At 45.9% G+C, this 543-nt stretch carries 1 pseudogene; it reads left to right on the top strand.

Annotation, left to right across the window (positions count from 1 at the left end):
- Positions 1–543 (top strand): annotated as a pseudogene (gene adeR / locus ACWHAR_RS31115) (sporulation transcriptional activator AdeR); the annotation flags it as partial.

The following is a 543-nucleotide window of genomic DNA, read 5'->3' as shown; positions in this document are numbered from 1 at the left end:
GATCCGTTTAAATATAGTTTTGACAGACTTGAAGATGTGGCTGATCATATCAGCGACGTTCTGCGGTGCCCGATCACCATAGAGGATGTTAACCACAAGCTGCTTGCCTACAGTACACACAGCGACTGCACAGACCCTGCCCGGACGTCTACCATTATTGGCAGAAGGGTACCGGAGAAGGTGATTAACAAGTTGTGGAAAGATGGGACAATTCCAGCTCTCTTAAAAACGGACCAGCCGATCAGAGTCAAGCAAATTGATGAAGTCGGGCTGAGCAATCGCGTCGCTATTTCGATTTGGAAAAACAAGCAAGTACTTGGCTTCATATGGGCGCTTGAGATCCAAAAAACATTGTCCGATGAAGATCTGCTGACATTGCAAATGGCAGCAAAAGCAGTGAAAAACAAGCTTCTCAAACTTCAAATCAGAAAAACGAAAAATGAAGAACGCAGCCAAGAATTTTTCTGGAAAATGCTGACCGGACACATCCATCAGGAGGATGATATGGCGGATGGGTTCCATAAGCTTGGAATCGCCGCTCCT

The sequence above is a fragment of the Bacillus sp. LR--39 genome (genome assembly GCF_053613335.1).
The sequence above is the reverse complement of the archived record's forward strand: the minus strand, read 5'-3'. Positions and strand labels throughout refer to the sequence as shown.